Source organism: Microbispora sp. GKU 823, assembly GCF_002027145.1.
Classification (GTDB): Bacteria; Actinomycetota; Actinomycetes; order Streptosporangiales; family Streptosporangiaceae; genus Microbispora; species Microbispora siamensis.
Genome location: NZ_MWJN01000023.1, coordinates 25,821 through 52,502, shown reverse-complemented (window position 1 = coordinate 52,502; position 26,682 = coordinate 25,821). Strand labels below are relative to the sequence as shown.

Sequence of the window (26,682 nt, the reverse complement as noted above, 5' to 3'; positions counted from 1 at the left end):
TCCACCCATGGGTGGAGTGGGCGGCGGATGACATCCACCCGCCGGTCCACATCCCGGCCGACGACCGGAGCGGTACGAGGCTCCTAGCGTCTTGCGTTGTCAACAGATCACGACGGGAGATCTCGATGAGTGACCAGACCACCCGGCCGTACGGCCGGCGTTTCGCGGCGGCCGCGATGGCCGGTGGCGGCGTTCTTTACGGCGTCGCGAACGCCTTCTACTGGTTGATGTTTCCTGATCAAGTGTCCGAGACCGCGGCGAACGTCGACGTGGCCGCCTCCGGCCTCGGTGCCTGGCGGATCGAGACGATCCTCTTCGCGCTGACGCATCTGCTGCTCCTGCCGGCGATGGCAGGTCTGATCGTGGCGGTCGGGCGCCGCAAGCGCCTTGTCGCCACCATCGGCGGAGCTTTTGCCGTTCCCGCCCTCTACTTTTCGACGATCCACCTGTGGCACTACAACGCCTTTTTTGGGGCCCTCGCCGGAGGGGGCGTGAAGACGGAGGCGGTCCGGCCGGTCGTCGATGCTCTCGAGAAGGACGCGCTGGTGGTGGCGTCGTTTGCGGTCTGGATCCTGGGTTGGATGGTCGGGCTCCTCGTACTGGCCTTCGCTGCGTGGCGAGCCGGCCTCGTGTCCTTGTGGGTGCCACTCGTTCTCACCGGCGGTCAGGTGCTCGACTTCGTCTCCAGCGATGTGGCGCCCAAGCTCGTGGTGAGTGCGTTGATGACCGCCGGCCTGATCGGCTTGGCGCTTGGCATCCGTCCGCGGCGGGTGGCGAGCGCGGCAGCGACCGTTTAGAAGTGACCAGTGAAAGCCCAGTTCATCGAATGAGCTGGGCTTTCGTGAGCGTCCGCCGTGGAACAACCGGACGGGGGCCGACGGCTACGGCACCAAGAGCGGTACGTCGATGGCGAGCCCCCACGTCGCCGGCGTCATGGCGCAGATGAAGTCGGCGCACCCGTCCTGGTCACCGGCCACCATGATCAGCGTCACGTTCGAAGAGTTGCTGCAGAGTGGCCCGCTGGCCGCACCATGCGCCAGCCTGGTCAACTCAGCACCGAGCGCAAAGCGACGTTGCTGTCACTGGAGATCAAAAAAGCCCCGAGCACGATTTGCTCGGGGCGTTTGGGCTGTTCAAGGGTGGTGGTCAGGGGCAGGGTCGAACTGCCGACCTTCCGCTTTTCAGGCGGACGCTCGTACCAACTGAGCTACCTGACCTCGGCGGCTGCCGCCGTACGCGGTCCTGACGGGACTTGAACCCGCGACCTCCACCTTGACAGGGTGGCGAGCACTCCAAACTGCTCTACAGGACCTTTATGTCCGGGGGGCTTTCGCTTCCCCGTGTTGTTCGGCTCGCCTAGCTTACCAGCTTCCGGGAGGTCTTCGACCTTCCGTCATCCGGTGCGCTCGACGCGCTCCACGTGCCCCCAACGGGATTCGAACCCGTGCCGCCGCCTTGAAAGGGCGGTGTCCTAGGCCGCTAGACGATGGGGGCTCAAGGCTTTCGCCCTGTTCCGTGACGCCTTCCGTCGGAGACCTCTGAAGCATAGGGGACGTTTGCCCCTGATGCCAAAGCGGTCGGCGACGTCGAGCCGCTGCGGGTTGCCGTCGGCGACGGTGCCTGCGGCGACTCGGGAGAAATTGTACGGCCAGGGTCCGGCTCGATATGACGCTCACACTGGATCCACTGCTCGCCCAGGCCGCCGACGGTGATGTCGTCCCAGGCCTCCAGGCGGTGGCTCTTCTTGCCGAAGTAGAGCACCGAGGCGGTCAGCGGGGTCGGCTCGTCGTGTTCCAGGCCGCGCAGGCCGGCGCCTCCGGTGGACCCCTGGATCATCAGACGGGTGCCCGAGGGCAGCAGTTCGGTGGACCGCGCGTGGACGTGCCCGGCCAGCACGAGCGGCACATACCCGGACAGGCCCCGGCCCACGGTCGGGTCGTGGACGGCCACAATGTCGGCGGCGATCTTGTCCGGGGCGGAGGTGGAGGCGGACCTGGGCCACTCGCGCGGCGCCAGCTTGGCCGCGTTGGCCCGCCCGAGGTCGAGGAGGCTCTTGCTCTCGTCCCCCGCCGCCTGTACGGACTTGTCCGGGGTGAACCTCGGGTCGCCGATGCCGTAGATGCTCAGCCCCTTGACCGTGGCGGCGGTGCCGTCCAGCACGATCGCGTTCTTCTGCTTCTCGACCGCCCGCTGGGTCGTCATCGAGTCGTGGTTGCCGCGCACGTAGACGTACGGGACGCCGAGCGAGCCGATCTCCTTGACGAACTCGTTCTCGGCCTTGGTCCCGTGGTCGCTGATGTCGCCGGTGTCGATGATCAGGTCGACCTTGAACTGGTCCTTCAGCGACTTGATCACATTCCAGCCCAGCGGGTTGATGTGCAGGTCGGAGACGTGCAGCACGCGAATGGTGCCCGGATCGGGGTCGAAGATCGGCAGGTTCGACCCCGCCTCGTACAGCTGGGACACGTTGGTCACCAGCTTGGCGAGCTGGCCGCGGTATTCGGAGAACTTGGTCACGATCGACTGGGCGCTGCCCACCAGGGACGGCACGCCCGTGAGCAGGCCGGTGTACCGGGGCTCGGAGATCGAGCGGGGGTTGAACGTCAGCGCCGAGACGCCGCCGAGGACGACGACCATCGCCAGCGAGCCCGCCGCGGTCCAGGCCGCCCGTGACAGCCGCCGGAAGGCGACCAGGCCGGTGAGGAACCCGGCGGCGACGGCGAACAGCGCCGCGCGCACGGCGAGGCTCCGCAGCCCGGAGATGACGTCGGCCTCGATGGTCGTCGGCAGCCGGTCGGCCCACCGGGGGTTCTTGAGGATCTCCTCCGCCACGTCCGGGTGGACCGCCTCGATCGTCAGGTCGAGCCGCAGCGGGCCGTTGTGGCTGTCGAAGCTGAGTGTCCCGAGGGGCCGTACGTCGATGACGGTCTCCCCGCTCCAGGACGGGGTCAGGGACATCCCGATGTCGGCGGGCCCGACCGCTGTGTCCACCTTGGCGCCGAACGCCATCCCGAGCCATCCACCGATCACCGCTGCCAGCACGACCACCAGCACACGGGCCGACGCATGGGCGAGCCGACTGCCGACCGTCTTCCGGGCGAACGCCCTCAACCGCGAGTTCTCCATCCCTTCCTGACTACCCGAAGACGCGGCCTTTTTGGTTACCAGAACACGGTGTTCCGGTTACCGAACGTCCGGCTTGGCCTCAAGACGTGCCCGCATACCGGACAAAATCAGCGCTATGCCGTACTCGAAGGAGGCGTCCGTCTGCGGGCCGCCGGTCTCTGCCATGACCGCGCGCACGTTCGGGTACGGCGCGAGGCTCTCCAGCGCCTCCTCGAACAGGGCCGGGTCTTTCGTTCCCCGCTCCTGGTCGGCCTGCTCCTCGAGCACGAATCCGCCGAGGAAGCTCGCGAGCGTGCCGAGACCCCACATTGCGTCCGTACGGGTGAATCCGGCCCGCTGCAGGGACTCCAGGATGGTCTCGACCGTCTGCAACGTGGCCGTGCCAGGGTGGGTGCCGGCGGTGAGGCGCGCGGTGTCGCGGTGCGACTTGAACGCGCGGCGCTGACCCCTGCACCACTCCGCCAGCCACTCCTCCCACGACTCTCCTCGGCGAGCGGCCGCAGCGGCTCCTGCGCGGAGATCGCCTCGGTCATCTCGTCCAGGAGTTCCTGCTTGTTCCTGAAGTGCCAGTAGAGGGCGGGAGCCTGCACGCCCAGCTCGGCCGCGAGCCTGCGCAGGGTCAGCTTCTCCAGCCCCACCTCGTCGAGAAGCCGGATGGCGGTCCTGACGATCGTGTCGCGTTCGAGTGCCACGGTTGACAGCTTAACGGCGTTCAATGCATCCTTAACATTGTTAAATTTAACTCTGTTAAGGAGCGCCCGTGATCCATGCGGAAGGAGTACGCAAGCGGTTCGGCACGACCGAGGCGCTGCGGGGCGTCGACCTCGACGTGCCGCGCGGCTCGGTGTGCGGCCTGCTCGGGCCCAACGGCGCCGGCAAGACGACGATGGTGCGCGTCCTCACGACGCTGCTGCGCCCCGACGGCGGCTCGGCCCGGGTGGCCGGCTGCGACGTGGTCGGGGACGCCGAACGGCTCCGCTACCGCATCGGCCTCGCCGGCCAGCACGCGGCCGTGGACGAGCTGCTGACCGGACGCCGCAACCTGGAGCTGTTCGGCCGGCTCTACCACCTGCCCCGCCGTACGGCCCGCCGCAGGGCCGAGGAGCTGCTGGAGCGATTCGGCCTGACCGAGGCGGCGAACCGTCCGGTGCGGACGTACTCGGGCGGCATGCGGCGCAGGCTCGACCTGGCCGCCAGCTTGATCGTCTCCCCGCCGGTGCTGTTCATGGACGAGCCGACCACCGGCCTCGACCCCCGCAGCCGTCTCGCGCTGTGGGACGAGCTGCGCGCGCTCGTCGCCGAGGGGACGACCCTGCTGCTCACCACGCAGTACCTCGACGAGGCCGACCACCTGGCCGACCGGATCGCCGTCATGGACGCCGGGCGGGTGGTCGCGGCCGGTCGCCGTCCGCGCTCAAGGCGAAGGTGGGCGGCGACCGGGTGAGCATCGCCTTCCGCGACGCCGCGGACCTGGCTCCCGGCGTCGAGGCGGTGCGCGGCGTGCTTGCCGGCGAGCCCGAGATCGACGCCGCCGAACGGCGGCTCGTCGTGCCCGTATCGGACGGCGCCGCCTCCCTGGTCAGGGTCGCCGCGGCCCTCGACGCCGCCGGGGTCGGCGTGGAGGACCTGGGGCTGCGCAGGCCGACGCTGGACGAGGTGTTCCTGGCGCTCACGGACGCGCCCGCCAGGGAGAAGGAGGCGGCGTGATCACCGTGGAACCCCCCGCCACGAGGGCGGAACGGCTGCGCTGGGCTCTGAGTGACACGTTCGTCATCGCGGGGCGCAGCTACTCGCAACTGCGCGCCCAGCCCGGCCAGATCGCCGCCGAGCTGGTCGCCCCGGTCATCATGACCGTCCTGTTCGGGTACGTCTTCGGCAGCGCGATCAGCCTGCCCGGCGGGGGCGACTACCGGAACTACCTGATGCCCGGAATCTTCATGCAGGTCATGGCGCTGTCCGCGGTCGCCGCCGCCACGTCGGTCGCCGAGGACATGGCGCGCGGCATCATCGACCGCTTCCGCGCCCAGCCCATCGCGCGCGGGGCCCTGCTGGCCGGACGTAGCCTCGCGGACCTGTCCAAGGACTGGCTGTCGCTCGCGATGATGGCCGTCTGCGGCCTGCTGATCGCGGGATGGCGTCCTCACGGCACCCCTCTGGAGACGCTCGCCGGCTTCGCGCTGCTCGCCCTGTTCGGGTACGCGATGATCTGGCTGGGCACGTACATCGGGCTGTTCGTGAAGAACGGCGCGCAGGCGGACGCCGCGACGTTCGGCTGGCTGTTCCCGATGACGTTCCTGGCCAACGCGTTCGTGCCGCTGGAGGGGCTGCCCGGGTGGCTGCGGGCGATCGCGGACTGGAACCCGATGAGCGCCGTCGTCTCGGCCGCCCGGGAGCTGTTCGGCAACCCCCGCTCGGCCGCCGCCTCCTGGCCGCTCCAGCACCCGGTGACCGCGTCGCTGTGCTGGTCGCTGCTGATCATCGCGGTGTTCGCACCGCTCGCCGTACGGCGCTACCGCACGGCCGCCTCGCGGTGACACGATGAGCACGTGATCGACGTCCCGCTGAAGAGGTTCGAGGAGCTCGTGGCCGAGGCGCTCGACACGATCCCCCCGGATCTGGCCAAGGTCATGGACAACGTCGTGGTCGTGGTGGTGGACGACCCGCCCGAGCCCGGCCTGCTGGGGCTCTACACGGGCATTCCGCTGACCGAGCGGGGCGACTGGTACTCGGGGGTTCTCCCGGACCGCATCGAGATCTACCGGAACCCGACGCTGGAGATCTGCGAGACCGAGGACGACGTGGTCGAGGAGGTCCGCGTCACCGTCGTCCACGAGATCGCCCATCACTTCGGCATCGACGACGAACGGCTGCACGAGCTCGGCTGGTGACATCCGGGCGTTTCCGCTCGTCAGGGCGGCGGTCGGCGTTCGCGCCGCGCGAAATGGGAACGTCAGCGGGTTGCAAAAGTCGCATCCGACGGGCACTGTAAGTGACATGTTGACCACGGTCTGTCAGATCAAGTCGCCGCAGCGGATACCGGCGGCCACGCCCGGCGGAGCGACCTCTGCGGAGTGAGATGGCGGCCACCAAGCCCGGCAGGCTGTCCGGCCGGCACCGCCGTCCCCCGGAGGTGCGCACCACCTACCGGGAGGTGGCCGCGATCCCCGAGTTCCGGGCCCTGTGGCTCGGACAGGGCATGTCGCTGCTGGGCGACCAGCTCGCCCAGGTGGCGCTCGCGGTGCTGGTGTACAGCCGGACCGCGTCGCCGTTGGCCACGGCCGCCGTCTACGCGCTGACCTACCTGCCGCCCATCCTCGGCGGACCCCTGCTGGCGGGGCTCGCCGACCGATACCCGCGCAGGCGGGTCATGCTCTGGTGCGACGCGCTGCGCGCCCTGATGCTCGCCGCGATGGCCCTGCCCGCCACGCCGTTTCCCGTGCTGTGCGCGCTGGTCTTCTGCGTGGTGCTGCTCGGCGCGCCGTTCTCCGCGGCCCGCGCGGCGCTGCTGCCCGAGGTCCTGGAGGGCGACCGGTACGTCGTGGGGTCGGCCCTGCAGAACGTGACCAACCAGGCCGTGCAGATGCTGGGGTTCGCCGCCGGCGGCGCGGCGATCGCGGTGCTCGGGCCCTATCGGGCGCTGGCGCTTGACTGCGCGACGTTCCTGGGATCGGCCCTGGTGATCGTCGCGGGAGTGCGGCACCGCCCGGCGCCGGCGCGGGAGGACGGCGAGCGGCCGTCCATGTGGCGGATGACGCTGTCCGGCGCGCGCCTGGTGTTCGGCGAACGGCGGCTACGCACGCTCGTGCTGTTCGCCTGGCTGTGCGGGTTCTACGTGATCCCCGAGGGCATCGCGGTGCCGTACGCCGCGGCGCTCGCCGACGGGAGGCTACCCGTTCCGGTCATCACGGGTCTGCTGATGGCGGCCATGCCGACGGGCACGGTCGCCGGTGCGTTCTTCTTCGGGCGGTTCGTCACGCCGTCCGGGCGGCTGCGGGGCATGGGCTGGCTGGCCATGCTGACCTGCGCTCCGCTCGTGCTGTGCGTGATCCGGCCGCCGCTGGAGGGCGTGCTCGTCCTGTGGGTGTTGTCCGGCATCGGCGGGGCCTACCAGCTCGCGGCCAACGCGGCCTTCGTCCAGTGCGTCCCGGCGTCGGGACGAGCCGCGGCGTTCGGGCTGGTGCAGTCGGGCCTGCTGGCCGCCCAGGGCGTCGGCATCCTCGTGGGAGGCGCAGCCGCCCAGCGGCTCGGCCCAGAGCCGGTTGTGACGCTGGCGGGCGTGGCCGGGCTGTGCGCCGCCGCCGTGCTCGCCATGCTCTGGACCGAGTCGCGCAGGGAGATCATCGCCAAGGTCCGGGCCGCCGCTACCTGAGTCAGGCCTGCGGACCCTGGTTCTGGGAGTCGCCGGCGGAGGGCCGGCCGTACGGGTGCTGCTCGTAGCTCGGGGCCTGCGGGGGGTAGGAGGTGCCGGTGGAGCGGCCCTGGTTCCAGCCCTGCTGGACGTTGTCCCACTTGGCCTTGGCGTCCTGCCAGACCCGGCCGTCCTTGTTCTTGTCGATGAGGTCCTGGACGATGGAGGTGTTCTTGTCCTCCTCGGGGAGGAGGAGCCAGGCGACGGCGTAGATGCCGACGCCGAGGCCGCCGAAGAAGCTCGCGACGGCGAGCCCGAGGCGCAGGATGTTGGCGTCGATGCCGGTGTACTCGGCGACACCCGAGCACACCCCGGCGACGATCCTGCCGTTCCGAGTGCGGCGGAGCTGCTTGACCGAACCGTTGGTGTTCATCTCGTTCATACCTCCACAGTGCCTCTCCGGGGGGTGGGCGCACATCGGGATTCCCCCTGGCCCTACCCCGAGGGGGCCCGGATACCCTGACGCCATGGACGACCTCCTCGAACTCGACGACCAGCTCGACCCCGAGCACCGCTTGATCAGGGATTCCGTAAGGGAACTCGTCTCCGGCAAGGTCCTCCCCCACGTCGGCGAGTGGTTCGAGCAGGGCACGTTCCCCGCTCGGGAACTCGCCCCGGCCCTGGGCTCGCTCGGCCTCCTCGGCATGCACCTGGAGGGATACGGCTGCGCCGGGCTCGACGCCGTCTCGTACGGCGTGGCCTGCCGGGAGCTCGAGGCGGGCGACTCGGGGCTGCGGTCGTTCGTGTCCGTGCAGGGGTCGCTGGCGATGTTCCCGATCTGGAAGTACGGCTCGGACGAGCAGAAGGAGGAGTGGCTGCCCCGGCTCGCGTCAGGGGAGGCCATCGGCTGCTTCGGCCTGACCGAGCCCGACCACGGGTCCGACCCCGCCGGCATGCGCACCACCGCCAAGCAGGACCCGTCCGGCGACTGGATCCTGAACGGCGCCAAGATGTGGATCACCAACGGCTCGATCGCCGACGTGGCCGTCGTGTGGGCGCGGACCGACGAGGGCATCCGCGGTTTCGTCGTCCCCACCTCGACCCCCGGCTTCTCGTCCGCCGAGATCCACCGCAAGCTGTCGCTGCGGGCCTCGATCACGGCCTCCCTGTACTTCGACGACGTACGGCTGCCCGCCTCCGCGGTGCTTCCGGGCGTCGCGGGGCTGAAGGGCCCGCTGTCGTGCCTCACGGAGGCGAGGTACGGCATCCTGTGGGGCGTGGTCGGAGCGGGCCGGGCCTGCCTGGAGGCGGCCGTGGACTACGCCACCACGCGCGTGCAGTTCGGCAAGCCGATCGGCGCCTTCCAGCTCACGCAGGAGAAGCTGGCCTGGATGGCTGTCTCGCTCGGCCAGGCCGGGCTCACCGCCCTTCACCTGGGCCGGCTCAAGGACGCCGGAAAGCTGAAGCCCCACCAGGTCAGCTTCGGCAAGCTGGCCAACGTCCGGGCCGCGCTGGACATCGCCCGCGAGGCGCGTACGGTGCTCGGGGCCAACGGGGTCACGCTGGAGTATCCGGTCATCAGGCACATGACCAACCTGGAGTCCGTGCTCACGTACGAGGGCACCCAGGAAGTGCACCTGCTGACGCTGGGCAAGGCGCTCACGGGCCTCGACGCCTTCCGCTGACGCCTCTGTTCACCGCGATCGGGGACAATCGCGTCGCCGAAGACGCGGTACTCTCTGTACCCTGCATCTTGGGGAGTGTTCTGCGGATCACACCGCGACGCGGGCGAGGTCCGGAGGACACGACCAAGGGGTGCTAGCTCAATGGCAGAGCTGCGGACTTTTAATCCGTCGGTTCAGGGTTCGAGTCCCTGGCGCCCCACCTGCGAAAACAGCTCTGCGAAGATGATCGTTAAGGGCTGTTGACGGCTACGGTTGACGGCAACGTCGGTCACCCATTGGCGGCCAGGTAGCGAAGGACCCCGTCAGCCGGCAACAGGTATCCCATCCAGCGCTCTTCGGGCGGGGTGCCGTTCAGTTCACGCGCGTCGATGGTGCCTGACGTTTCGAAGCCGATCAAGCCGAGTCGGAACGGGACCTCCTGATAGACGCTGGTTCCGATGTCGGCCAGCCAGTCGTCGTACGTGCGCCGCCAACCGAAGACTGCCTCTCCGTCGGCCTGATCGAAACGGTAGCTTCCGAACCGCTCGTCAATGCGATCGAGCGCGCCCACCGGTAGGTAGAAGTCGAGCCAGTCCGAGCAGCCGTCCTCACGAACAGCCACGCATCCGCACACAACCCGATGACCGGTCGGAAGGGTGATCGTACCTAGCAGGAATCCGAATTCGGCCAGTGATGAGACGGTGCAGGCGACCTCGTCCTGCTCCTCGGGCTCACGATCGCGATGGCCGTAGCAGCCCTCGATGGCGGCCGCTCGCCAGAGTGCCGACAGCGCCCCTTGAAGGCGTTCATCGCTGGTGTCGCCGATCTCGATGGCCAGTTCATACCATTCACCGGACCAGTTCTCACGGTCGGTGAACGATGTTGGATTGTTCATGTTGAGGACTCCGGCGAGGTGGTTGGTATGACTTTGCCGCAACAGATCATCGCCTGCCATCCCCGGCATCGGCGGGCGGACCCTCGTCCACTCAAGCTCTCTCTAAGCGAGACCTCCCAGCGCCTTTTCGAGCTTGTCGAGTGCTGTCGCTTGGTGCTCGGGTAGCACGTGGGCGTAGGTGTTCATGGTCAGCACGATCGTGCTGTGGCCGAGGATCTCCATGATGGTCCGGGTGTCCACTCCCTGTGCGAGCAGGATCGTGGCGCAGGTGTGCCGGAGGTCGTGCAGTCGTACCCGCCGGATGCCCGCTGCGTCGCACACGGCCCGGAAGTGCCGGTAGAGGTTCTCCGGCTCGATGGCGGTCCCAATGTGCGTCGTGAAGACCAGGCCGTGCGGGTTGTTCCACGCCGATCCGGCCGCAAGGCGCTCCGCGGCTTGCTCGGCCCTGTGCTCCTTGAGGACCTTCACCAGGTTCTCCGGGAGCCGAATCGTACGGCGAGAGCGCTGCGTTTTGAGCGGCACGAGCTTGAGCCCCTCGCCCTTCTGCCGCTGGAGTGCCTGTCGGACGCGGAGCACTCCGTTGTCCAGGTCGACGTCATCCCAGCGGAGCCCGAGCGCCTCGCCGCGCCGGAGGCCGACGCCCAGAGCCACGGCGTACACCGCGTAGAACCGGCCCTTGCGTGCCTGCCGGAGGAACTGCTTGGCCTCGTCGAGGGTGAGCGCCTGGATCTCGGGCCTCTCGACCGTGCCCAGTTGGACGTTCTTCGCGACGTTGCGCAGCACCAGGTCTTCGCGCACCGCCTGGGCCAGAGCGGCCCGGAGCAGGGCGTGAAGGTACTGGACCGTCCGGGGCGACGGCACCTTGTTGCAGCATTTCCCGATCGCGCAGCATCGCTGCTGCTTCGCCGGGTCCTTGTGCCGCTTCGGCCGTTTGGCGTCGTGCCCCTGTAGGCAGCACTGGCACGTTTTGGACGCCTTCACGAGCCACGTCCGGATGTCCTTGGCCGTGAGCTTCTTGAGCTGCTTCTTGCCGAGCCCGGGGATCAGGTACAGCCGCACGTACGTCTCGTAACTCCGATAGGTGGACGGCCGAACCTTCGGCTTGGCGACCTGTTCGAGCCAGTACGTCAGGTAGTCGCCGAGACTGAGCGTGGTCGTCTCCACGGGGACGCCCTTGCGCGCGTTGGCGAGAGCTTCGGTGAGCTTGGCGTTGGCCTCCTCCCACGTCTTGCCGTACACCCGGAACCGCTTCCGGGTGCCGTCGAGGGCTTCCAAGTAGGCCGCACCCTCCCAGCGGCCGTCCCTGCGCTGGTAGACGCTGCCAGCGCCGTTCGGTTGCTTCGTTCGTTTGGGCATCAGGAAGCCTCCTTCATCAGTCGGGCGACGAGATCGTCTATGGCGGATCTGGGGATGCGGCGACGGTGGCCGATGAGGAACGAGGCCAGTTCGCCGGAGCGGAGGAGGTCGTAGAGAGTGGATCTGCCGATCTTGAGGAGCTGTGCGGCCTCCTCCACCGTCAGGAAGTCATCCGCCAAGCCGGTCCTCCTCGCGCTCGGCGGCAATGGCCCGTGCGGTCTCCACCCGTTGCCGGATGTGCTCGGCGAGGATCGCTTCTCCGGGGGTGTAGCCGATGCCGGCGAACCGCCAGTGACCGAGGACGAGGGTGGTCGCGTCCCCCACGGCCGGAAGGCCGTACTTCTCCCGTGCCTCCGTCGCGCGGTGCATGGCGCGCTCGCCGCGAATCCTCGTGAGCGTGGTGGAGTAGTCACGGCTCTTGGTGGAGAAGTGGCCCCGGAAGCCGAGCATGTGAGCCCAGGGCCGCAACCGTAGGTCGGCGAACTCCGGACGGCCGCCGAGGTCCCAGCACTCGCGGATCATGCGCCGGGCGTGCTCGGTTACTGGCAGGGCGTCCAGGTGCAGGCCCTCTTTGAGGCCGGTTCCCTGGCAGCGGCGACAGGTGGCGAAGCGGTCACGCCCCCGGCCACTGCACGCCGGGCAGGCCAACCGGTGATCGACGGTCCCGGACGCTTCCGCGCCCTTGGTGGCGTACTTGGCGATGTAACTCGCCACGGCACGCTCGCTGAGGCCCTCCGCAGCGCCACCGATGACGATGGGCCGGATGTCGAGCTGATCGCCCCATCGGAGGTCCCACCGTCCGAGGGCGCTCGGCGCAGTGGTGGCCCGAACCCGCTTGACCGCTGGCGGAATGGCGCGGCAGAGCAGCGAGTGGTCCGCCCATTCGGGAGGTGCCTCTTGTGCACCGCCAGGGCCATCCAGGCGGATCACGGCGTGGAAGTGGACGAGTCCCCGACGCTGATACTCCGCCACCTTGGCGAAGGAGACCCGGACGAGCTGCGCGAAGGCCCTGCGGCTCAGGCCCGCCTGACTGGCCAGCTCTCGCCGGATCTCCAGCGTGAAGCGGTGCCACAGCGCCCCAACGTGCGCCTGCCAGAGGACCGCGCCCCGGTAGTCGTAGCACCCGGGGCAGATCGGTTGTCCGAGCTGTTCGTCTTTCGGCTCGTGCCGGATGTGGCAGCCGACCGGCCGCCGGTGTTCACAGGGTTCGTCTCGGCTGCGTGGACGGCAGGGGCGGGACGTACCGTCCTTCTCCCTTCGGGTGTGGACCGGGCCGAACGACGGAGCGGTGAGCGTGACGAAGACCCGGGGGTGTGCGCTGACCTCAGCAGGGACGCCCTTCCCTCCCGACAGCCCGGCCCTGACGAGCTGGAAGGTGTCCGCCTGGTAGAGCTGCGAGCAGGCCCGGCACACCGACGACCGGCGATTGCCGCAGGCGACGAGCAGCCGCCCGTACGGCTCATCCGCCGTGCGATACGTGTGCAGGACCTCTCCGGTGTCCGCGTGAACGACGAGAGACTCCCCCGCCAGGTGCACCGGATTGGCGCATCCTCCGGTAGCCGCGACCATCGTCCGCCAGCGGTCATGGCCTGGGTCGTTCATCAGCCGTGCAAGATCGAGCAGCCATTCAGGCTGCTGGTGTGGGGTGTGGTGCTGTTCCTCCTTGCTGTTCATGCGACCTCCTCTCTCCCGGTGTGACCTAGACGTAGTCCAAGACGTGCTACGTGTTTGCTCATGTGGACATGTTAGCCAAGACGTGCTACCTCTTGTAAAGACATCAGCGACGAGAAGAAGGGACAACGGCACATGGCCGAGGAGAAGGAGGCCGCCCGCTGGCGGATCATCGCCGACCTCTTGCGCAACGACGTACTGGAAGACCACTACCAGCCCGGCCAGGCCCTACCGGGAGAGGCATTCCTCGCCAGCGAGTACGCCACCTCCCGGCCGACCATCCGCAAGGCCATCGCCCAGCTCGCCGGAGAGGGACTGCTGACCGTCGCCCACGGACGCGGCACATTCGTCCGCCCGACCCCGGACCGCCGCCTGATCCTCACCGGCTGGCCCGATCACGAGGACCTGCTGAGCCCGGCCTACGACCCCGCCAAGCAAGGCTGGGAACATGTCACCGTCCCCAGCGAGGCCGAACGCGCCCAGAGCAAGGTCACGCCGAACTCGGCGCTGTTCATGACCGCCGAGGGCAGCCGAGCCGACATCCTGGCGGTACGCCGGGGAACCATGGTCGTCTACCGCTACGCCTACTGGCAGCACACCAAGACCCGCGCCCGCATCCACCTGTCCTCGTACGTGCTCGCCGACCAAGTCGCGACGATCCGAGGTGAAGGCTCAGGCCGGGAGATCGAATCCCACGTCGAGCCCGAGGACTACTACGCCCACTTGGAGAGGCAGCATGGGCCGCTGCGCTGGACCGCCTCCGTCCACGCCCGGATGCCGTACGGCGAGACCTACGAGGATCTCGGCATGGAGCCGATCGGAACGCCCCTGCTAGTCGTTCGCCGGGTCATGCTCAGCCAGCACGGTCGCCCGCTGGAGTTCACCGAAATCGAAGCCCCAGGCGACCGCTTCGAGGCCGCATCCGTCAGCGACCACGAGACATCCGAACCAGGAGGACTCGCGGCCCTTCGGGTGTAGTGGGCTCAAAGTTTCTTTACTGGTTCAAGGCGACGGCGCTCCGCGCCGCCGCTGGCGGCCCCACGCCCGCCCGCCGTCCGGGTGTGCGGCTCTCCGGCCGGTCCCGGACGTCGGCGGCTCGGGCCGCCCCACCGCAGCAGCGCCACGCCGTACCGACCGAACCCGCCGACCACACACGCGCCGTCGCCACCGCTCCGCCGCCGGCCCAACCGCTTCGCGGCCCTCCGGGCGCCTACGGCGTTGCGCCGGCCGCTACGCTCCCCGTCTTCAGATACAGGCCCGAAGAGGGCTGAGCATCAATGCGCCTCCGGCGGGGGCACTCCGGCCCCGAGGTGATCGCCGAGCAAGAGCACGCGCCGTAGGTGGTGGGGGCTGATCGCCTCGCCCGCCATCGCCCCAGGCAGAGCCCAGCAGACCGGCTCCTACGGCGCAAGCCCGGCCATGCGGGCAGGACAACCAGCGAGCACGGAAGGTCACCGGGTACAGGTACACGCGAGGCCGGGCCTGCCCCTCCGTCCCCGGCCCGCTGCCGCTTCGCGGTGGGACGACGGCGTACGAGGCGATCGCTAGTGCGGTGACCACAAACGTTCACCGGGCTTACCGAAAGAACGATGCCGACAGGCGTTCTTTAGACGGTGACTCATTTGGCGAGTCGGCGGTAGCAAATGAGGGCCGCAGCGAGGGCGACGAAGGACGCGAAATGGTCGGCCCGGCGCTCGTAGCGCCGGTGTAAGCGGCGACAGCCCGGCACGCCCACGCTCGACCGACTCTCCCCTGAACCAGCACGAACATCGAGAATGGAAGCCATGGACCCCTTAGCCGCCATAACGCACCTCGCCAGCAAGGCCGTCCTCGACCAACTCCATGGGGTGATCCGCGAAACCGTCCCCGACCCGCGGGTGCTCAGCGACTGGCAAGTCAACAGGATCGCTCAAGCCGTCGCGGCTCAGGCCGAGGAAGCCGCCCGCCTCGAACGCCCCCGCCAACGACGCCGCGAATGGATGCTCCTCATCGTCGGCCTCATCGCCGGCGCCCTGCTCTCCATCCCAGTCGGCATCTGGGTGAACCACATCAGCTAGGCCGCGCGCACCTTCCGCAGCCGGGCCCCGCGGCCGCAGCAACGCACCCGCCTCCGTCAGCAGCCGGTGAACGAACCCATACGAACGGCCAAATGAGTCACCGTCTTAGTATCGCTACGATTTGTCCACGGACCGACCCAGCTCCCCGAGGGTCTGCAAGAGCCGCTTCCGGGCAGCATCCAGGCGTCCGCTGTAGTCCGGCATGAAGACCTCAACCAGTGAGGTCTCCAGTGTCCCGGCGATCAGGTGTATCGGTGACCAGACCGCACGGTCCTCGCCAACCAAGTCGTCAAACTCCGCGGTGCCGATCACTCGGTCGAGCCAGTCAGAGAGCACCAGGGCCTGATCCTGCGTCAAATTGATCGTGAACTCTCTCTCCGCCACCCTGCCGAGGGTAACGTCGCTCAGCCCAGTGAACGTTTGTGGTCACCGCACTAGCGAACTCGGCCCAGCAGGACCGAATGCCACCAGAGACGAGCCTCGCCAGTCCGCCAGCCGCCCGCATAGGAATGCTCGGGCGGTTCCGACTGCACAACCTTGTGAATCTGGAAGATGCCGCCACAGGAGATCAGCTCATAGAACACGGCCTCGCAGTCGCAGGTGTAGTCCACGACTCGGTATGGCCCGCGAGGCTGTGAGACCCAGAGCAGCTTCTCTGGCTCAGGTACAGCAGTGCGGAGGTGTGGCGAAAGACCTGGACAATCCGGCTCCTCCAACAGGTCCGCCGGAACCTGGACGAGGCCCCGCAGCTTCGCGTTCATCTCGCGCCGCTCAGCGCGAGGTGTCCCAAGCGGCAGGGCACTGCGCTTCCCCGTCGGGCAGAGCACCAGCAAGCGCGGCTTGTCGGCGAAGCTCCTGAGCCAGTTGGGCGACATCGTCGCCGTCGATGGTCTGGCATAGGCCGCGGTTGTAGTCCTCGTTCGTCAGGCGACCGTTCCGCGTGGCCCACAGCCGTCCCGCCGAGCTTCGCCAGATGCTCCAGCCGGGAAACGCCTCCCGCAAGCCGTTCACGGTCAGGGCAGGGACACTCGCTGCCTTCTCGCTGCTCACTTCGCTCTCCTCCCACAGGCCCATGAGCTGCATCGTAGGCAAAGAAAGCTATGGCACGCTATAGCGTGCTGTCCATCGCCACGGCGTGCAATGGCTTCCTACCGTTACTCGCGTGGTGGAGTTCAAGGCCAATCAGCCCAGGTGGCGGCAGGTGTACGAGATCATCAAGACTCGTATCGCCTCCGGCGAGTACAAGCCTGGCGAGCGCATCCCATCACTCGTCGCTCTGATCGAAGAGTTCGGCATCGCGAACGCCACCGGCCAGAAGGTCATGCGGGCACTCAGGGCAGACGGCTTGATCCACACCGAGCCCGGCATGGGCAGCTTCGTCACCGCTCCTGAAGATCGGGACAAGGCCGAGTGACCAGGCCTGGAGGCCTGCGAGCTGACGGCAACCGTTGACGGCAACGTCGCCGGACGCGGGTGGATCGGGCTGGACTCCCCTGGACACTTGGCCCCAGTTCGGAGGCCATGTGCCCAGGGCGTCGATCAGCTTTTAATCCGTCGGTTCAGGGTTCGAGTCCCTGGCGCCCCACCACTTCACGCCCCACCTGAGCTGGGCTTTCTCGGTCGAGACGGCCCTTGCGGGGAGCGGTTGATCTCGCTTGGTCGCTCGTTGTCCCCTCGGGGGCACGGACCGGGCGCAGCGCGAAGTAGGCCACCGCGCCGGAGGCCAGGTACAGCACGGCCTGCACGTTGAGGACGAGCACCACATTGAGCACGTCGCCGAGCAGGCCGGCGGCCGCCATGCCCAGTCCCTGCGACGCGTTGTAGACCACGTAGAACGCGCCGAAGGCCCGGCCCAGCTCTCTGTCGGGGACGCTCTGCTGGATCTGCGCGAACGCGCCGCTGTTGTACGCGATGCCAGGCACGCCGACCAGGATGAACAGCACGACGTACACCTCGACCTGACGCGAGAGCACCGGGCCGTTCCAGATGGTCAGGCTGAGCAGGCCGAACGAGGCGGCGCCCAGGCTCATCAGCAGCCAAGGGCTCAGGCGTGCGCCGAGCAGGCCGACGATGAGCCCGCCCGCCACGCCGCCGATCGCCTGGACACCGCGCAGCACACCGGTGAGCGTGCCGTCGGCGTGCAGCGCGCGGCTGACGAACACGACGAAGAGCACTACGAACAGGCCCTGGGCGACGCCGCCCAGGGCCACGCTCTGGAACGTCACCCGGACGCTGCGGTTGCGCATCATGGTCACCGGGCCGGATCGCCAGTTCGCGAAGAACGACGTGGCGCCGCCGTCCGGGGCCGGTTCCGCGGCGTCGTGGTGTGCTGTCCGGCGGGCGGCTGCGATCAGAGCGGCGGCCGTCACGAACGCCACGGCGGCGCCGATCGCCAGGTACCGGGTTCCTTCCCGGGTGATGGCGAAGCCGCCCAGCGAGCTGCCGATCAGGCGCCCCACGCTGGTGTTGAGCGCGACCATGCTGTTGGCGCGAACCAGGTGCGCGCCCTCGACCAGCCGCGGCAGGGCCGCGTTGCGGGCCGAGTCGAATGCCTGGGTCAGCACCGCCTGGACGCCGGCGACCAGGCAGATGATCCACAGGCGGTGGCTGGGCTCGCCCACCACCACCAGCAGCATCACCACCACCGTCTGGAGCAGCGCGACGCTGCTCATCAGCCGGAACCGGTCGAAGCGGTCGGCGAGCGCCCCGGCGAACGATCCCAGGGTGATGCCGCACAACAGCTCGACGAGGAACACGGCGGAGGTGACCAACGCCGAGCCGGTGACGCCGAAGACGTAGATCGGCAACCCAGTGATCAGCAGCCAGCTCGCCACACTCGAGGCGAGCCCGGCGATCCAGACGAGGACGAATCCGCGGTGGCGCAGCAGCATCAACATGTCAGATGAATTCCGGTGTGGGATAGGCCTGCAGGCTCAGGCTCACCGCCCGGGCGTCACCCGGCGCCCCCTCGCGCAGCGGACGCAGGTACGGCCGGATGACGGCGTCCAGCGTCAGGGCGAGGTGCCGCAGTTCCTCGGGGGTCAGCGAGAGGGTGTAGTTGTGGAAGGTCGCGCTCTCCTGCCACTGGTCGGGCAGCTTGTGCTGCTGTTGCCGATAGCGCTGTAGCGAGCGGAACACCTCGTCCAGTTCCAGCGAGGCCAGCGCGTCGTTGACCTGCCGGCCCTGCTCGTCCCCGGGCTCCGGCAGGAAGTCCAGCCCGGTGGCGGCGGCGCGCCACGGCCGGTCGCGCCGGTTGGCGCCCTGCGCGGGCGCGCGTTCGATCAGCCCGTGGCGGGCGAGCTGGTGCAGGTGGTAGCTGCAGTTGGAGCCGGTGTCGTCGAGCGCCTCGGCGCACTGCGCCGCCGTTCGCGGGCCGGCCGCCAGCAGGTAGCGCAGCAGGCGCAGCCGTAGTGGATGGGCGAGCGCGCGCAGCGTCGTGGGGTCTTGCACGCGTACGCGCCGTTCCGGCCTGGTCGCTTCCATGGGCGCTCCAAAACGAAAGATTTCTTTCATTAATACGCCTTCAGGACGTTTTTCCGCAATGGTTCTTGCGAATCGAGGTGGTGCCATGTCGGCACAGCTCCCACGCGATCCGCACCAGCACGTCGCCGCCCGCCACCAGGGAGCCCTCAGGGCAGAAGTCCTGATCCATAGCGAGGAAGGCCGGCGTGGGCAGCTTCGCCACCGCCAAGAGAGGAGCGGGACAAGCCGAGTGACCAGGCCCGGAGGCGCGTGCGGGATTTCTCGGCCGATGTGGGTCTTTCCGGGAGAAGTTGATCTCGGTTGGTTGCGCCAGACCCAGAGGACGATCAAGAGAAGACGTGGGCCGGCACCACCGCATCGCCGCTCCGGGCCAGCTCGGCGGCAACACGCCCGCCCCGAGCTTCGCCGGTACCGACAGCTTCACCTACACCGTCACCACCGCCTGCGGAACCAGCACCGCCACGGTCACCGTCACCGCCGGCTGTGACTACCAGCCGATCAACCTGGTCAACGGCAGCTTCGAGGCGCCGCCCGTGGCCACGGCCGACTGGAACATCCCCGACGCCTCCACCAACCCGGGCGTCGGCTGGCACACCACCGCCGCGGACCGCAAACTGGAGTTCTGGCGGAGCGGCATGGGTGAAGGCCCGTCAGCCGACGGGCAGCAGTTCGCCGAGCTCAACGCCAACTATGCCTCCACGCTCTACCAGGACCTGCCGACCGTCCCGGGAACCCGGATGACCTGGTCGCTGTACCACCGTGGCCGCCTCGGCACCGACGTGATGCAGGTGCTTATCGGAGCACCAGGCGCGACCGTACCGCAGACCCCGACAGGGGCCTCGTCCCCGGACATCTCCGACGGCAACACCGCCTGGGGTCACTACACCGGCGTGTACGTCCTCCCTCCAGGGCAGACCGTCACACGATTCGCCTTCCAGTCGGTGTCGGCCACGGGTGGCAGCCCGACCGCCGGCAACTTCCTGGACGGTGTGACGTTCACGACGCCGACCTGCCTGAGCACGGCCAAGAGCGTCGTGGAAGGCGAGTGGATCCCCAGGCGCGCAGATCAAGTCCGGGGACATCCTGGAGTACACCTTCACCACCGCGAACACCGGGCCCACGCCCACAGTGAACGCCACCTTCCATGACCCGGTGCCCAACGGGGCGCAGTACGTCGCCGGCAGCACCACTCTCAACGGGACGGCTGTGCCCGATCCGAACCGGTCGTGAGTCGGCCCAGCAGCACCAGCCGGCCGAACGCCCAACGCGCTTGCCCGTACCGCCGCATCAGGTCGGTCCGCAGGTCAAGGACCCTACGACTTCCGGCCCGTGCACGGTTCAGCGGGGACGGCGGCCCTTCCTGCCCCGGCCGGTTTGCGCGCCCCGGCGACCCGACCCGCCCGGAGCGGGAGTCCTCGGCTGCTTCCGCACCTTCCCCTGGACAGGCGCGGGGGGTACGGCCCCGCGAGCTGTTCACCGTACGCCCGCGGACGATGCCGATGAAGTCCTCCACCAGCTCTGTCGTCGCCTTCGTGGGCCACGCCAGCCCGATCTGCGACTGCGGCGTCTCCACAACCGGCCGATAGGTCAGATCCTTGCGGTGATACAGGCGCGCCAGCGACTGCGGGACCAGCAGCAGCCCGGCCCCCGCCGCCACCAGCCGGATCGCCTCCGCCGTCGTCTCCGGACGCGTGAAAGCCGGCAGCCCCGGCAGGGCCGTCCACTCAAGGGTGTCGTCCATCGGACGGAACACCTCGTCGTCGGCGAGATCGGCAACAGTCACCTCGTCGGCGGCGGCCACCATGTGATCCTTCGGCACCACGACCACGGTGGTCTCGACATAGAGGGGGATCACGCTGAGCCCTTCACGGTCCACGGGCAGCCGCACGAATCCGGCGTCGGCGCCGCCGTCGTGCAGGAACTTCACCACCTCGGCGGCGGTGACGGAGACCAGGGTGAGTGGCACCTCGGGCACACGCTCGGCCCAAATGTCGACCCATTTCGCGGGCGTCACCCCAGGCACGTAAGCCAGCCGGAACTCCCTGTCGGTCACCTCCCCAGGGTACCGATGTAAGGGGAAGCGGCTTCGCGCCCTACCCTTGACACCATGACCAAGCTCAAGGCCACCCAGACGATGAAGCCCGCGACCGCGGCCAAGAAGCTGGGTGTGCTCCTCTCGGCCACTCCCGCCGAGTTCCAGGAGGGAGTCGTCTCCAGGGATGAGCTGAACGCGCTGCAGGCCAATCCGCCGGCATGGCTGGCCGATCTGCGGCGCAACGGGCCGCACCCCAGGCAGGTCGTCGCCGTGAAGCTGGGCATCTCCAACTCGGGCCTGGCCAGGGGCGGCATCACCGGGCCGCTCACCACCGCCGAGATCGACGCCATCAAGGCGGAGAACCCCGAGTGGCTGAAGCGCGAGCGGGCGGTTCAGGCCGAGGTGCGCAAGGAAGCGCAGCGCCTCAAACAGCGCTAGCCAGCCGGTGGGAGTGGCGATCTGGTCCGGTTCGGTCCGCCGCCATCCGGGCCGGCCGCCGAGTCCTTGCAGCGCGGCCCGGCGCATGAGCAGCTCTGCCGCGCCGTGGCTGACCGGATGTGCCGGCCCGGACGTAGTCCGGCATGCGTCCGCCGGGCACCGTAGGTGCCGGGAGAGCGCTGGTGGATCTGCCGGACCAGGCCGGTCAGCCGGGCGTGCCGACGCTCGACGTACGCGACGAGATCGACGGCGTATTGACCCACTTCCCGGCGATTGACCGAGGTGAAGGGGTGATCGGGAGGGTAAGGAGCCCTACGCGGCGGGATGGTTCGTGGGGGGTATCCGATGGGCAGATCAATCCTGAGCGAGCGGCTGGAGCGCGCAGGTCCGGGAAGAGCCACCGATTCTCGCAAGTGGTGGTGGAATCTCGTCATGGTGCTGGCCGCTGCGGTCGCGGGCCGGGTGCTGGTCCGCCGGCTGCTGCGACGCGTGGGTGCCATCTCCGGTGACCTCGCCGAGATCAACGTCAGCGACGAACACGCCCAGATCGCTCAGCAGCGTGATCCGCAGGAGGTGACGCAGCTGGTCGACAACATCAACGCGAGTTTGGACATGCTGGATCGTGAGCGGCAGTTCGCCTCCAACATCGCCCACGAGATCCGGTCCCCGTTGGCCGGGATACGCGTCACGGTGGAAGAAGCGACTTCCGGCCCCGGCGAAGCGGACTACCCCCGAGTACTGGAGGCGGTACTACGTGGAGTCGATCGGCTGGAGGCGCTGAGTACCGCGCTTCTCCTGGTCGCCCGCTCCCGCGCCGCCCAAGCCGACTGGGAACGGATCGACCTGTGCGAACTGATCAGGCAGGAGGTCGCGGACCGGAACGACCCCATCTCGGTCGAAGTCGTCTGCACTCCCGGTGTCGAGGTCACCGCCATGCGCACGCGGATCTGCCAGATCATCACCAATCTGCTGGACAACGCTCAGCACCACGCCACCCACCAGGTGCAGGTCCACGTCGGCCGCAGCGGCTGCAATGCCCGGCTGGCGGTGTCCGACGACGGCCCCGGCGTGCCGGAGAAGGACAGGGAACGCATCTTCGACCGGATGTACCAGCTCAAAGCCACCTCGCAGCGGGGCGGGCCCGGCACCGGCCTCGGCTTGGCCATCACCCGCGACATAGCGAAAGCCCACCACGGAACCGTCTGGGTCGAACCCTCCCCGCTCGGCGGCGCCTGCTTCGTCCTCCAATTGCCCATCGCCGCCCCCTGAGCCACCACCGGTCTCTCCCCTTCTCGGTTGTACGCGCACGCGACCCGTTCCCGGTCCTGCATCGCTTGTCCGTCGTTAGGCTTACTCGGCGTGCTGTCGGGCTGGCTGTGGTGGGTTGTGCCGCTCATCGTGACCGTGGCGCTGTACGGCCTGGCCCTGCGCCAGACGGCAGAGGTGGCCGCCGGGGGCGTCGTGGTCGCGTTGGTGCTGACCGCGGGGACGGCGAGCGTCCTCGGGGAGTCACCCAGGTCCGTCACCGGCGTGACACTGCTGGCCGCCGGACTCGCCGCGGTCGCCTGGGCCCTGGGCCGGGCGCGGCGACGCGGCCGGGCGAAACGCCGGGCCGTGGCCGTCTTCCGCGCGGCCTCGCCCGATGTGCCGGCCGTGGCCGCCGAGGCCGAGCGGCACCGGCTCGCCGCCGAGCTTCACGACACCGCCGCCCACAGCACGTCACCGGCATCGCGGTCGGCGCCGCCTCCGCCTTGCGTCTCGCCGACCCGGCTCTCGTGGCGGAGGCGGCCCGGTATGCCGCCGAGACCGGCCGCCTGGCCACCCAGGAACTGGAGCGGCTGGCCACCGGCGACATCGGCACCGGCCTGCCCGATCTCGCCGACGTGGACGCCCTGGTCGCGGCATGGCCAGAGCCGCGTCTCACCTACCGCAGAACAGCCGGGAGCGCCCCGCCTGAGATCGCCGCCGTCGCATGCCGGGTGGTTCGCGAGGCGCTGACCAACGCCCTGCGGTACGCGCCGGGAGGCGCCATACGGGTCGGCGTCGACCGCGAACCCGGCCGCCTGGTCGTCACGATCGTCAACGATTCCGGCGAGCGGGTCGTGGACGACGCGGACGTGGCACGTGGACTGGGCGGCGGATTCGGGCTCGCCGGGCTCAGGACGGCGGTGGCCGCCTGCGGAGGGTTCCTGTCCGCGGGGCCGGATGACCGGGGGTGGGCCGTGCGCGCCGAGCTCCCGCTCATCCCTGACGAGGGCCCGTCATCGACGTCGTACGAATGGCGTGGCCGGCAGGCGTCCGACGCCGCGCTTGCGATCCTCGCGGTGGCGCTGTCCATCGGTACGAGCCTGTTGACGGCCGACACGCCCGAGAGCCTCCCCGGAGAGGCCGCCCTGCTGGTGCCGCTCTTCCTCGCGCACGCCCTGCCGCTCGGCCTGCGCAGGCGGGCGCCGCTTTTCAGCCTGGCGGCGGCGTTGTCGGTCTATCCGGTCCTGCTCGCCGCCGGACTCTTCGGCTGGACGAAGCAGCCCGCAGGGGACGTGTTCCTGTGGTGCCTGTGGGTCGAGCTGGCGCTGCTCTACGCGGTGGGCGCGTACGGCCCTCGCGCACGCCGGCGGTGGGGGGCTCTCGCCACGGGCGGCTGTGGGGGCGACAGGCGGGCTTGCTCTGGCGTGCGGGCCGGGGATCGTGGGAGATCGGGTGGCCGCCTGGGCGGTGCTGACCCTGGGCGTCGCGGTCCCGTCGGCGGCGGCGTGGGCGCTCGGCCTGACGGTGGGGTCAAGGCGTGCGCGGCGCCATGCGGCCGTGGCATGGGAGCGGGATCTGCTCGGCCGCGAGACGGCGACGGTCGTGCTGGCGGAGCGGAACCGGCTGGCGGCGGGCCTGCGCCGTACGGCCCTGCGACATGCCAGGGCCATCGTGGTCGCGGCGGACGCGGGGCGGCTGGACAGCGTGCTGGCCGAGGCCAGGGCCGGGCTGGCCGCGCTCAGGGAGTCGCTCGGCGAGCTGCGCCGCCAGAGCGGCGACGACCCGCCCCCGACCATCGCCGGGATCGCCCTGCTCGCCGTGCGGCACCAGGGCACCGTCCGGTACGCCGGAGCCCGCCGCGAGGCGTCCCCAAGCGTGGAGGTCGCCGCGTTCAGGGCGGCCGAGGTGATGCTGCGCGGCTGCACACGGGATGAGCGGGAGATCACCGTGGCCTGCCGCGCCGACGGCGTTGCGGTCTCGGGGCCTTCCGCCGGCGCGGGCGGGGATCGGCGCCTTCGGGCACTGGCCGACGCGGCCGGAGGTAGCGTCTCGGACGCCGGGGACGGAATGGTGAGGGTGTGGCTTCCGGAGGTGCTCCCTTGATCAGGGTGACGGTCGCCGACGACCAGGCGGTGGTGCGGGCGGGCATCGCGGCGGTCCTGGACGCCGAACCCGATCTGAGCGTCGTGGGCCAGGCCGCGGATGGGGAGGCCGCCGTGGCGCTGGCTGTGTCGCTGCGGCCCGATGTGGCCCTCATGGACATCCGGATGCCGGGCCTGGACGGGTTGCGGGCGACCGCCCGGATCGGCGCGGAAGCGCCGGGCACCCGGGTGGTGGTGCTGACGACGTTCGGCCTCGACGAGTACGTGTTCGCGGCGCTGAGAGCCGGCGCCGGCGGGTTCCTGCTCAAGGATGCCGAACCGGAGAGAGTCGCCGACGCGGTCCGGGTGGTGGCCTCCGGAGACGCCCTCCTCGATCCGGGGGTCACCCGACGCCTCATCGATCGGTTCGCGTCCGAGCCGGAACCTCGTGACCCCGCCGTCCTCGGCACGCTCACCCGGCGCGAGACCGAGGTGCTGACGCACGTCGCCCGCGGTCTCACCAACGCCGAGATCGGCGAGGTTCTCCGGATCAGCCCCTCGACCGTCAAGGACCACGTCGCGGTGATCCTCGCCAAGCTCGGTGTCCGCGACCGTCTCCAGGCGACCATCACGGCGTACGAGACCGGCCTGATCCGCCCGGGCAGCCGCTGACCCCCCGCCGTACGGCGGGGGTGACGACGGTTCCGCGGGAGGAGGCCGACGCGGGTTCGGCTTCCTAGCGTGGCTCGCATGAGATCCAACCTGTTGTCCGGCGGCGCGTTGTCGCTCGCCGGGGTGATCGCGGCGGCCGTGGCCGGGACGGCGGCCTTCGTCGGACGGCCGCCGCCGTCCCGGCGGTGACGGTGTTCTCCGCGGCCGGCCTCCTCGCGGCGGCGGGAACCGCCTGGGTGTTCGGGCGGGCCGCGACAAGGCGCTCGGCAGCCCGCGAGCGCTGTGGCCGTACGTCGCCGGCGTCGTGCTCGTCACGGCCGGGGCCGCGGCCCTCACGGTGATGCGCCCCTTCCCCGTGCCGCCGACGCCGCGGCCCCGCCCGGCGTCTCCCACTGGGACCTGCCCACGGGATCCCGCATCGCCTACGTGAAGATCGCCGCGTCAGGTAAGCCGCGCCCGACGCCCGTGATCTTCCTGCACGGCGGCCCCGGGACCCCCGGAGAGGGCGTCCCGGAGGCCGGGCGGGAGCTGGCCGCGGCCGGTTTCGACGTTTACGCCTATGACCAGGTCGGCGCCGGCCGCTCCACCCGGCTGGCCGACGTGACCGGCTACACCGTCGCCCGGCACGTCGCCGATCTGGAGGCGATCCGCCGCGCGATACACGCCGAGAAGGTCGTCCTCGTCGGCAGGTCATGGGGCGGGAGCCTGTCGGCGACGTACATGGCCGCCCATCCCGGCCACGTCGCCAAAGCCGTGCTCACCTCACCGGGCGCGATCTGGGACCCGGCCTTCCCCGGCGGACCGGGCAGTCCCTGGGACCGTCTCCCCCCGGCCCAGGCCGAACGCGCCGACGAGCTGACTTCCGATCCCCGGTTCCTCCTCCAAGCGCTCCTGCTCCAGGTCAACCCGGCTGCCGCGCACGCGCTCGTACCCGACGCCGAGGCCGACACGTACTTCCGTGACCTGCTGCTCACGGCCAAGGACGCCACCGGATGCCCAGGAAGCCCGCCCGCCCCCGTCCACGGCAACCCGCCCGGCTTCTACAGCAATCAGATGACGTCCGCCGACGCCGCCGCCGTCCCCGACCCGCGTCCGAAGCTACGCACCGTACATGTGCCCACGCTCATCGTGCGCAGCGAGTGCGACTACCTGAAATGGGCGGTCACCTACGATTACCGGCGCACGCTTCCCGAGTCGACCCTCGTCTACGTGCGCGGCGCGGGGCATTCGATCGCCAACGGCCGCCCCGACCTCTACCGCGACCTGCTCATGACGTTCCTTCTCGACCGCCCGCTGCCGCTCCCGCCGGTCACGTCGGCGGACGAACCCGCCAACTGAAACCCTGTCGACCCTGCTGCGTGATCGGCCTACTCTGACCGCATGGCCCATGGAAAGACCTCCTTCGTCTGCTTGCCTTGCCGTGCCTCGTACAAGCAGCCCTATCCAGGACTGGGCCTTGACGATCGGCTCTGCCCTCGATGCGCTCAGCCGCTCATCCACGTCGGCTCCGCCTTCGCGGCGCCGCGCCGTAGGGACAACGCAGGCTGGCGGACGCTCTCGGTGCTGCTGCACGCGGGCGTCCGCTTTCACAAGAGTTGTTGTGGAGGC

29 protein-coding genes, 4 tRNA genes and 5 pseudogenes are annotated in these 26,682 nt (G+C 69.5%); 19 read left to right on the top strand and 19 right to left on the bottom strand.

Features of this window, described 5'->3' with window-relative positions; genetic code table 11:
- The first annotated feature begins 125 nt into the window (after positions 1-125).
- The gene (locus B1L11_RS14875) at positions 126-797 is read left to right on the top strand and encodes a hypothetical protein (RefSeq protein ID WP_143737275.1); all 672 of its coding nucleotides are present in this window, start codon (positions 126-128) and stop codon (positions 795-797) included.
- 343 nt (positions 798-1,140) lie between these two features.
- Here the strand turns inward: B1L11_RS14875 and B1L11_RS14865 are convergent.
- The 6 genes and pseudogenes from B1L11_RS14865 to B1L11_RS54835 all read right to left on the bottom strand — a co-directional run.
- A tRNA-Phe gene (locus B1L11_RS14865) sits at positions 1,141-1,217 on the bottom strand.
- A 20-nt stretch (positions 1,218-1,237) separates the two neighbouring features.
- Positions 1,238-1,312, bottom strand: a tRNA-Asp gene (locus B1L11_RS14860).
- Positions 1,313-1,421: 109 nt separating this feature from the next.
- Positions 1,422-1,494, bottom strand: a tRNA-Glu gene (locus B1L11_RS14855).
- A complete protein-coding gene (locus B1L11_RS14850) occupies positions 1,495-3,126 on the bottom strand; it encodes a metallophosphoesterase (protein ID WP_079315018.1) in 1,632 nt (543 codons plus the stop codon).
- A 57-nt stretch (positions 3,127-3,183) separates the two neighbouring features.
- Positions 3,184-3,696, bottom strand: coding sequence for a TetR/AcrR family transcriptional regulator C-terminal domain-containing protein (locus B1L11_RS14845; RefSeq protein ID WP_079315017.1), 513 nt, complete (start codon positions 3,694-3,696; stop codon positions 3,184-3,186).
- A pseudogene (locus B1L11_RS54835) lies at positions 3,669-3,818 on the bottom strand (TetR family transcriptional regulator); the annotation flags it as partial. The pseudogene B1L11_RS54835 and the gene B1L11_RS14845, both read right to left, overlap by 28 nt.
- A gap of 68 nt (positions 3,819-3,886) precedes the next feature.
- On the opposite strand from B1L11_RS54835, the pseudogene B1L11_RS14835 reads away from it, so the two are divergent.
- From B1L11_RS14835 to B1L11_RS14820, 4 genes and pseudogenes are all read left to right on the top strand, one after another.
- Positions 3,887-4,833 (top strand): annotated as a pseudogene (locus tag B1L11_RS14835) (ATP-binding cassette domain-containing protein).
- Positions 4,830-5,660 (top strand): ABC transporter permease, encoded by an 831-nt coding sequence (locus B1L11_RS14830; protein ID WP_256862549.1) that lies wholly within the window; start codon positions 4,830-4,832, stop codon positions 5,658-5,660. The pseudogene B1L11_RS14835 and the gene B1L11_RS14830 overlap by 4 nt, the downstream one beginning before the upstream one ends.
- A 12-nt stretch (positions 5,661-5,672) precedes the next feature.
- A complete protein-coding gene (locus B1L11_RS14825) occupies positions 5,673-6,014 on the top strand; it encodes a metallopeptidase family protein (protein WP_030512067.1) in 342 nt (113 codons plus the stop codon).
- A 188-nt stretch (positions 6,015-6,202) separates the two neighbouring features.
- Entirely contained in the window at positions 6,203-7,495 is a 1,293-nt protein-coding gene (locus B1L11_RS14820) for an MFS transporter (RefSeq protein WP_079315016.1), read from the top strand.
- A 1-nt stretch (position 7,496) separates the two neighbouring features.
- On the opposite strand, the gene B1L11_RS14815 is transcribed toward B1L11_RS14820, so the two are convergent.
- Positions 7,497-7,916, bottom strand: coding sequence for a PspC domain-containing protein (locus B1L11_RS14815; protein ID WP_079315015.1), 420 nt, complete (start codon positions 7,914-7,916; stop codon positions 7,497-7,499).
- 85 nt (positions 7,917-8,001) lie between these two features.
- Here B1L11_RS14815 and B1L11_RS14810 point away from each other — a divergent pair, with 85 nt between their 5' ends.
- Positions 8,002-9,159, top strand: coding sequence for an acyl-CoA dehydrogenase family protein (locus B1L11_RS14810; RefSeq protein WP_079315014.1), 1,158 nt, complete (start codon positions 8,002-8,004; stop codon positions 9,157-9,159).
- A 127-nt stretch (positions 9,160-9,286) separates the two neighbouring features.
- Positions 9,287-9,358: transfer RNA gene (locus tag B1L11_RS14805), tRNA-Lys, on the top strand.
- A gap of 69 nt (positions 9,359-9,427) precedes the next feature.
- Here B1L11_RS14805 and B1L11_RS14800 read toward each other — a convergent pair.
- Genes B1L11_RS14800 through B1L11_RS14785 form a run of 4 tightly spaced genes read right to left on the bottom strand, consistent with a single transcriptional unit; the run spans position 9,428 to position 13,063 of the window.
- Positions 9,428-10,093, bottom strand: coding sequence for a hypothetical protein (locus B1L11_RS14800; RefSeq protein WP_218671130.1), 666 nt, complete (start codon positions 10,091-10,093; stop codon positions 9,428-9,430).
- A gap of 42 nt (positions 10,094-10,135) precedes the next feature.
- Entirely contained in the window at positions 10,136-11,389 is a 1,254-nt protein-coding gene (locus B1L11_RS14795) for a site-specific integrase (RefSeq protein WP_079315013.1), read from the bottom strand.
- Entirely contained in the window at positions 11,389-11,568 is a 180-nt protein-coding gene (locus B1L11_RS14790; RefSeq protein ID WP_079315012.1) for a helix-turn-helix domain-containing protein, read from the bottom strand. Before B1L11_RS14790 ends, B1L11_RS14795 begins: the two co-directional genes overlap by 1 nt.
- Positions 11,558-13,063: a replication initiator gene (locus B1L11_RS14785; protein ID WP_143737273.1), complete on the bottom strand. Its 1,506-nt coding sequence runs from the start codon at positions 13,061-13,063 to the stop codon at positions 11,558-11,560. The genes B1L11_RS14790 and B1L11_RS14785 overlap by 11 nt, the downstream gene beginning before the upstream one ends.
- 132 nt (positions 13,064-13,195) lie before the next feature.
- On the opposite strand from B1L11_RS14785, the gene B1L11_RS14780 reads away from it, so the two are divergent.
- On the top strand, positions 13,196-14,038 hold the full coding sequence (locus tag B1L11_RS14780; RefSeq protein WP_079315011.1) for a GntR family transcriptional regulator: 843 nt from the start codon (positions 13,196-13,198) through the stop codon (positions 14,036-14,038).
- Positions 14,039-14,678: 640 nt separating this feature from the next.
- On the opposite strand, the pseudogene B1L11_RS50825 reads toward B1L11_RS14780, so the two are convergent.
- Positions 14,679-14,783: pseudogene (locus B1L11_RS50825) on the bottom strand (IS5/IS1182 family transposase); the annotation flags it as partial.
- A 52-nt stretch (positions 14,784-14,835) separates the two neighbouring features.
- Here B1L11_RS50825 and B1L11_RS14775 point away from each other — a divergent pair.
- Positions 14,836-15,117: a hypothetical protein gene (locus B1L11_RS14775; RefSeq protein WP_079315010.1), complete on the top strand. Its 282-nt coding sequence runs from the start codon at positions 14,836-14,838 to the stop codon at positions 15,115-15,117.
- 30 nt (positions 15,118-15,147) lie between these two features.
- Here the strand turns inward: B1L11_RS14775 and B1L11_RS50820 are convergent.
- The 3 genes and pseudogenes from B1L11_RS50820 to B1L11_RS14765 form a co-directional block, all read right to left on the bottom strand.
- Positions 15,148-15,204 (bottom strand): annotated as a pseudogene (locus B1L11_RS50820) (helix-turn-helix domain-containing protein); the annotation flags it as partial.
- A 27-nt stretch (positions 15,205-15,231) separates the two neighbouring features.
- Positions 15,232-15,501, bottom strand: a complete 270-nt coding sequence (locus tag B1L11_RS14770) for a hypothetical protein (RefSeq protein WP_079315009.1) — start codon at positions 15,499-15,501, stop codon at positions 15,232-15,234.
- A 387-nt stretch (positions 15,502-15,888) separates the two neighbouring features.
- Positions 15,889-16,191 (bottom strand): hypothetical protein, encoded by a 303-nt coding sequence (locus B1L11_RS14765; protein WP_079315008.1) that lies wholly within the window; start codon positions 16,189-16,191, stop codon positions 15,889-15,891.
- Between the two features lie 88 nt (positions 16,192-16,279).
- Here B1L11_RS14765 and B1L11_RS14760 point away from each other — a divergent pair, with 88 nt between their 5' ends.
- Complete coding sequence (locus tag B1L11_RS14760; RefSeq protein WP_256862548.1) at positions 16,280-16,531, top strand: winged helix-turn-helix domain-containing protein; 252 nt, start codon at positions 16,280-16,282, stop codon at positions 16,529-16,531.
- 145 nt (positions 16,532-16,676) lie between these two features.
- Here the strand turns inward: B1L11_RS14760 and B1L11_RS14755 are convergent, their stop codons facing one another.
- From B1L11_RS14755 to B1L11_RS46830, 3 genes are read right to left on the bottom strand one after another with little or no spacing between them, the layout of a single operon-like run.
- On the bottom strand, positions 16,677-18,008 hold the full coding sequence (locus B1L11_RS14755; RefSeq protein ID WP_218671129.1) for an MFS transporter: 1,332 nt from the start codon (positions 18,006-18,008) through the stop codon (positions 16,677-16,679).
- Positions 18,009-18,015: 7 nt separating this feature from the next.
- Positions 18,016-18,600, bottom strand: a complete 585-nt coding sequence (locus tag B1L11_RS14750) for a winged helix-turn-helix domain-containing protein (RefSeq protein ID WP_079315006.1) — start codon at positions 18,598-18,600, stop codon at positions 18,016-18,018.
- A 40-nt stretch (positions 18,601-18,640) separates the two neighbouring features.
- The gene (locus tag B1L11_RS46830) at positions 18,641-18,802 is read right to left on the bottom strand and encodes a hypothetical protein (protein WP_179155151.1); all 162 of its coding nucleotides are present in this window, start codon (positions 18,800-18,802) and stop codon (positions 18,641-18,643) included.
- Between the two features lie 136 nt (positions 18,803-18,938).
- On the opposite strand from B1L11_RS46830, the gene B1L11_RS50815 reads away from it, so the two are divergent.
- A complete protein-coding gene (locus B1L11_RS50815; protein WP_256862547.1) occupies positions 18,939-19,748 on the top strand; it encodes an Ig-like domain-containing protein in 810 nt (269 codons plus the stop codon).
- Positions 19,681-19,830, top strand: a complete 150-nt coding sequence (locus tag B1L11_RS54830) for a hypothetical protein (protein ID WP_372974675.1) — start codon at positions 19,681-19,683, stop codon at positions 19,828-19,830. The genes B1L11_RS50815 and B1L11_RS54830 overlap by 68 nt, the downstream gene beginning before the upstream one ends.
- On the opposite strand, the gene B1L11_RS14740 is transcribed toward B1L11_RS54830, so the two are convergent.
- Positions 19,793-20,653, bottom strand: a complete 861-nt coding sequence (locus B1L11_RS14740) for a LysR family transcriptional regulator substrate-binding protein (RefSeq protein WP_143737271.1) — start codon at positions 20,651-20,653, stop codon at positions 19,793-19,795. The two genes, B1L11_RS54830 and B1L11_RS14740, sit on opposite strands and share 38 nt — an antisense overlap.
- 54 nt (positions 20,654-20,707) lie before the next feature.
- Between B1L11_RS14740 and B1L11_RS14735 the strand changes: the two genes are divergently transcribed.
- From B1L11_RS14735 to B1L11_RS14710, 7 genes and pseudogenes are all read left to right on the top strand, one after another.
- The gene (locus B1L11_RS14735) at positions 20,708-21,073 is read left to right on the top strand and encodes a DUF5997 family protein (RefSeq protein ID WP_079315004.1); all 366 of its coding nucleotides are present in this window, start codon (positions 20,708-20,710) and stop codon (positions 21,071-21,073) included.
- Between the two features lie 432 nt (positions 21,074-21,505).
- The gene (locus tag B1L11_RS14730; RefSeq protein WP_179155150.1) at positions 21,506-22,342 is read left to right on the top strand and encodes a HAMP domain-containing sensor histidine kinase; all 837 of its coding nucleotides are present in this window, start codon (positions 21,506-21,508) and stop codon (positions 22,340-22,342) included.
- Positions 22,343-22,432: 90 nt separating this feature from the next.
- Positions 22,433-23,071 (top strand): histidine kinase, encoded by a 639-nt coding sequence (locus B1L11_RS14725; protein ID WP_079315002.1) that lies wholly within the window; start codon positions 22,433-22,435, stop codon positions 23,069-23,071.
- Positions 22,957-23,256, top strand: a pseudogene (locus B1L11_RS54825) (ATP-binding protein); the annotation flags it as partial. The gene B1L11_RS14725 and the pseudogene B1L11_RS54825, both read left to right, overlap by 115 nt.
- A gap of 517 nt (positions 23,257-23,773) precedes the next feature.
- The gene (locus B1L11_RS14720) at positions 23,774-24,424 is read left to right on the top strand and encodes a hypothetical protein (protein ID WP_079315001.1); all 651 of its coding nucleotides are present in this window, start codon (positions 23,774-23,776) and stop codon (positions 24,422-24,424) included.
- On the top strand, positions 24,421-25,074 hold the full coding sequence (locus B1L11_RS14715) for a response regulator transcription factor (RefSeq protein ID WP_218671128.1): 654 nt from the start codon (positions 24,421-24,423) through the stop codon (positions 25,072-25,074). Before B1L11_RS14720 ends, B1L11_RS14715 begins: the two co-directional genes overlap by 4 nt.
- Before the next feature lie 426 nt (positions 25,075-25,500).
- The gene (locus tag B1L11_RS14710) at positions 25,501-26,412 is read left to right on the top strand and encodes an alpha/beta hydrolase (protein ID WP_179155149.1); all 912 of its coding nucleotides are present in this window, start codon (positions 25,501-25,503) and stop codon (positions 26,410-26,412) included.
- Positions 26,413-26,682: the final 270 nt, after the last annotated feature.

Bases quoted from the DNA above. Each gene is read 5' to 3' on its own strand.
- B1L11_RS14735 (WP_079315004.1), top strand. From the start codon at position 20,708: ATGACCAAGCTCAAGGCCACCCAGACGATGAAGCCCGCGACCGCGGCC.
- B1L11_RS14820 (WP_079315016.1), top strand. From the start codon at position 6,203: ATGGCGGCCACCAAGCCCGGCAGGCTGTCCGGCCGGCACCGCCGTCCC.
- B1L11_RS14875 (WP_143737275.1), top strand. From the start codon at position 126: ATGAGTGACCAGACCACCCGGCCGTACGGCCGGCGTTTCGCGGCGGCC.
- B1L11_RS14785 (WP_143737273.1), bottom strand. From the start codon at position 13,063: ATGAACAGCAAGGAGGAACAGCACCACACCCCACACCAGCAGCCTGAA.
- B1L11_RS14730 (WP_179155150.1), top strand. From the start codon at position 21,506: ATGGTGCTGGCCGCTGCGGTCGCGGGCCGGGTGCTGGTCCGCCGGCTG.
- B1L11_RS14780 (WP_079315011.1), top strand. From the start codon at position 13,196: ATGGCCGAGGAGAAGGAGGCCGCCCGCTGGCGGATCATCGCCGACCTC.
- B1L11_RS14755 (WP_218671129.1), bottom strand. From the start codon at position 18,008: ATGCTGCTGCGCCACCGCGGATTCGTCCTCGTCTGGATCGCCGGGCTC.
- B1L11_RS14795 (WP_079315013.1), bottom strand. From the start codon at position 11,389: ATGCCCAAACGAACGAAGCAACCGAACGGCGCTGGCAGCGTCTACCAG.
- B1L11_RS14810 (WP_079315014.1), top strand. From the start codon at position 8,002: ATGGACGACCTCCTCGAACTCGACGACCAGCTCGACCCCGAGCACCGC.
- B1L11_RS14750 (WP_079315006.1), bottom strand. From the start codon at position 18,600: ATGGAAGCGACCAGGCCGGAACGGCGCGTACGCGTGCAAGACCCCACG.
- B1L11_RS14765 (WP_079315008.1), bottom strand. From the start codon at position 16,191: ATGGGCCTGTGGGAGGAGAGCGAAGTGAGCAGCGAGAAGGCAGCGAGT.
- B1L11_RS14850 (WP_079315018.1), bottom strand. From the start codon at position 3,126: ATGGAGAACTCGCGGTTGAGGGCGTTCGCCCGGAAGACGGTCGGCAGT.
- B1L11_RS14775 (WP_079315010.1), top strand. From the start codon at position 14,836: ATGGAAGCCATGGACCCCTTAGCCGCCATAACGCACCTCGCCAGCAAG.
- B1L11_RS14800 (WP_218671130.1), bottom strand. From the start codon at position 10,093: ATGGCAGGCGATGATCTGTTGCGGCAAAGTCATACCAACCACCTCGCC.
- B1L11_RS14815 (WP_079315015.1), bottom strand. From the start codon at position 7,916: ATGAACGAGATGAACACCAACGGTTCGGTCAAGCAGCTCCGCCGCACT.